General features: G+C 63.1%; 1 protein-coding gene and 1 pseudogene. One reads left to right on the forward strand and one right to left on the reverse strand.

The genetic code is table 11. The features are described from left to right. Positions 1-898: 898 nt before the first annotated feature. Positions 899-1,069: pseudogene (locus NFW05_RS06520) on the reverse strand (IS256 family transposase); the annotation flags it as partial. Between the two features lie 365 nt (positions 1,070-1,434). On the opposite strand from NFW05_RS06520, the gene NFW05_RS06525 reads away from it, so the two are divergent. Then, entirely contained in the window at positions 1,435-3,975 is a 2,541-nt protein-coding gene (locus NFW05_RS06525) for a hypothetical protein (RefSeq protein WP_295303936.1), read from the forward strand. Positions 3,976-4,191 lie beyond the last annotated feature (216 nt).

Here is a 4,191-nt window from a genome sequence, read left to right on the forward strand (position 1 = left end):
TGCGAACAGGTCCTCAACCGCGCCGACATGGTTGAGTACCTCAAGCGGGCGTGGGGTCGTCGGGGCGACAACGCGAAATCCGCTGCGCCGGCGGGCGAACCAATATAGCGACACCGCGAAGTGTCTTTCTGGCCTGCATTCTGGCATTCCGCTCGATCATTCGAACGCATTCCCATGTGCGGACTCGTTAACTTATGGAAAAACATAGATGATCAAGCTGAGGACCAAAAATGGCGTGGTCCTCGGGCCTCCCGCTAAAGCCCTCTGAAACAACGCATTTTTCGGGCGCCTCGATCGCCGGAGAGAAGTTCAGGGCTGGCTTGGCTGGCGGACCAAGAGGAACTGGGTTCGAACCTTCGCTGTGTTTGTGTGCGCATTCTGACGATCGCGACCAGCCGCTCCTCCAGTGGCGCATCGGCACCGGTTGGCGGGGGTGCGCATCTCCTGCTGGCCGTCTTTCTCGCGACGATTGGCGGCTATCGTGAGCCTCCTGATTTTGGCTACGAACGCCACGATTTCGAGCGCGAGGAGCCATGTTTCGGCTGCGACGAGGGGTGTCTTGAGTGTTCGGAAAAAGCAGCACGCGCTTTCAGAGAGCTAGCTGGTCCTTCCGGAGCGAAAATCTTATGCGGGCGGCAAACCCAACACTCCGCTAGCGATAGGCGAGAGAAACCAGAGTGACATGCCACCAGAGGGCGCAGAGATACCGGAGTTGATGACGAAAGCCGAGTATGCGCGGCGAAAGGGCGTCAATCGATCGTCGATCACGAAGGCGGTGCGCTCTGGACGCGTGGTCCTGACGCCAGACGGTCTCGTTGATGTTTCGGCGAGCGATCGCGCATGTGCAGGCTTGTAGCCGCGCCCCTAGCAGCATCGACCAATCGGAGTGGCGGATACAACTATGCTGAACGAGGCGCGCGCGGCTCTTCTCCGCATAGCCGGCACCGGTCAGGCCGGCCACCTCCAACTCCATCAGTTCCTTCGCGGGGAAGCCGATCATCTCGTGCAACAGCTCGGCGTCTGGAGCCTTCTCCACAAGGGCGCGAAGGGTCATTACCTCCTCGGTCATCGATCGGTTCCTCTAATCAGGTTGGTGTGAGCAACCCGACCTGTTCGGCGAAGCATCGATGACCACCCAGGCAGGTGCTCGCTCGCTACGGCGCTACGGAAGGCGCGTTTCGCTCGTGGCTCCCCTGCCGCCAGCTACACCATCTCCAGGGACGTGACCCCGGTTGACGCTGTGGTTTAACCTCCTGCCCCTTTCGACCAAGTGGCGCCACGCCGGCGCAGACGCGCAGACCTGCGATGCCCCTCGTTCGCCTGCAGCGCATGCTGTAACGTCCGCATCTTTGATGCGTCTTTGGCGATCGAAGAGGGGGGCCAGTTGCGATGCACACAAGAGGCGGAACTACGATCCTCGTTCGCGTCCATGATTTGGAGACGCAAGAGATCTTCGCTCTCGCCAAGACGGCCGCGCGCCAGAACGCGAGCCGGCTGCATGTTCCGAACCTCGCAGAAAGCGATGGGGTGCCACCGGCAGACGTTGATCTTTGCGCCACAGTGGTGTTGATCGGCATTCGTGATGCCGCTTTCGCCGAGCGCCTGCGCAACGCCGGCAAGACCGTGCTCGCAATCGAGGATGCCTGCCACGTCAACAATGATGGCACGCGCTTCGATGGGCGTTCGGGCGTAAGCCGGATTGAGCAGGCCATCGAGCTTCTGGGTCTTAACCCGCCGCAGGAGGTCCGTGAGCGGATCGAGCGCATCGCTGCCAACGCGCGCGGCGGCATTCCTTGTCTTGTCGAAACGATCCGTCGCCTGCTCCCGGACTTGGAGCGAGGGGTGATCATCGAAACCGCCCTCGCGCTCCGTCTCGAAGCCGCGGCGGCGCGGGCAGCCTACATCGCTCAGCAAAAAACAGCCGAGTCCTTGCCGGCGGACCAAGACGCTCTGCAGGCTGCGCGCGAGGCGATCGGCGGTGCGATCCGCCTGCGCGTCTTCGCCACCAACCGGCGCCTTAAGGACGATCCGGAGCTGATCCTCGTCCATGCGCCGGAACGCTACCGGCTGGTGCTGGAGGATGCGATCTATGCCGACCGCTGGCAGAACGGCACTGATCGCCTCGACCGGCGGCTCGATATCCTGGCGCTCTACCAGCGCGACGGCGTGCGCGAGGCGTCTCTCGCGCGCATCGAGTTCCGTGGTTCGGCCGAGCACCTGCCGTTGTTCGAGGAGATCCTGGTGCCGGAGAGGCGACGCGCCTGGATGACGGACCGGCTGGACGCCCGCGCCGTCGTGAACGACGCACTCCAGTGCCGCTTTGCCGATCGCAGCGGCACTGAAAACACGGCCCTGAGCGCGCTCGCCGATCACCTGCTCGATCATCTCCTGATCGGCAATCGGCCACTGCGCGCTTGGCGGACTTCGTTCCTGCAGCCGCTGCGCCTGGCCAACCCCGAGCGCCTTGAAGATGAACGTCGCGTCCTCTTAGACACCGCCGTTTCGCCCGTGGCCCCGGGCCTCACGCGTTCTTTCGCCGATCCGGAGGAGCGCTCTTATTTTCTCTCACACCTCCGCCGCCACATTGTGCCGACGCAAGAGGAGGTGGGGGAAAGCGCGGCAGACGGCGACCGGTCGCTGGACACGGTCCTGCTGAGCTTCGAGATCAAGTCGACGCCACTTTATCTCCGCATTACCCGTAGCGACGGCGCGCCTCCCTGCCGGCAGCGGATCCGCGCGCAATACCTCCACCTGTTCGCGGCGCAGTGCCTCGTCTTCGAATGGGTGATGGACGACGAAACCGACGAGCCGATGCCGCCCGATGCTGACGGGCGAGAACCGCGGGACGATGAGCGGCTCTGGTATGAATATCTGAGGTGGACGGAGACGACAGGGCCGGTGCTCGCCGACCTGCTCGACCTCAACTATTACGCCCGCTTCGTCTATTCGAGTTTCGTTGCCGAGAAAGAGGAAAAAGGAGCGCGCGTCGATCTCCTCGACGATGCGGACCGTGAGCTTGGAACATTGGAGCTCTGGCGAGACGTCAGCGCCGATCAGCCGTGCTGCGGCTGGTTCGCGGCCCTGCTGCGCGAGGGCCCGGGACGCTTCTGCGGCGGCATCATCAATTCCAGCCGGCTTGCCTTATTGAGCGACGATCGGGCACGTGTGCTGTCCTCGGTCGTTGCCGCCGGCGGGCCGCCGACGCTTGCCGCCACCACTGATGCCTTCGACGCGATGCTGGCGCGCCTGCGCATGGTCGATCCCTTCGGCCGTGGTTTTGCATACGACGCAGCCTTTGCGCGCGACGAACTGCGACAGGGCAGCTATCGCCGCTTCGCCGGGTTCGGCACCCACTACGGCATCAGCCCGCACAGTTTCGCCTGCCTGACGTTCGGCAGCTATGGGCGCCGGGTCGTCCACGCCAATCACATGCGGACCATGTACCGGCGGATGTTCCTCCTCACGGTATTCTACCGCGCAATCCTGCAGGCGCTGGCGCATGACATCTCCGCAGCGCTGGGTACCACGCAGGGCGCGCGGGAGAGGGGATTGTCTGGCACCTATCTCGCGCTGCGGCCGCAGCTGCTCACCTTCACCAACCTCTTGTGGTTCCCGACGGTGAGCAGCCAGGTCCAGGGCGTGGAGTTGTTCAATCAAGTGCAGGCACAGGCCGGACTCAGCGCGGAGTATGCGCTGATCGAGAAGGAGATTGCCGATACCGACGCCTTCGGCCGCGCGCTGTCCGAGAGCCGGCGCAACCGCCTTGCGATCGCCGCGACCGTTCTGGCCGCTCTCTTTGGTGTGCCGGCAGCCGTCGCGACCCTGATTGCGAACAACGCGCCGCTGGCCGGGCTGTGGGCCAAGCTGCGTTGCACCCTAGGATGGGACGATCCGTGGCTGCTCGGTTTGGTGACGCTTGTTGTCGTCGCGCCGCTGGTCGGTTGGTGGCTGTGGCCATGGCTGCGACGGAGATGAGCCGTGATCGAGCAATGCGCCGTGATCTGGATTCCTCCGTGGAAATGATAAACGATTGTGCTATATGATGAAATTTGGACAGGAGGCCTTATTGAGAATCGATCTCACCAATTATCGCTTCGTCCGTGGAAAATGGCCTGAAAAGAATGTTCTTGCACAGGACGTTATGAGGGGGTAGGGTTCGACCACTCACTGCCCGCGCCAGTGGTGAAGACT

The sequence above is a fragment of the Accumulibacter sp. genome (assembly GCF_023806625.1).
GTDB lineage: Bacteria > Pseudomonadota > Gammaproteobacteria > Burkholderiales > Rhodocyclaceae > Accumulibacter.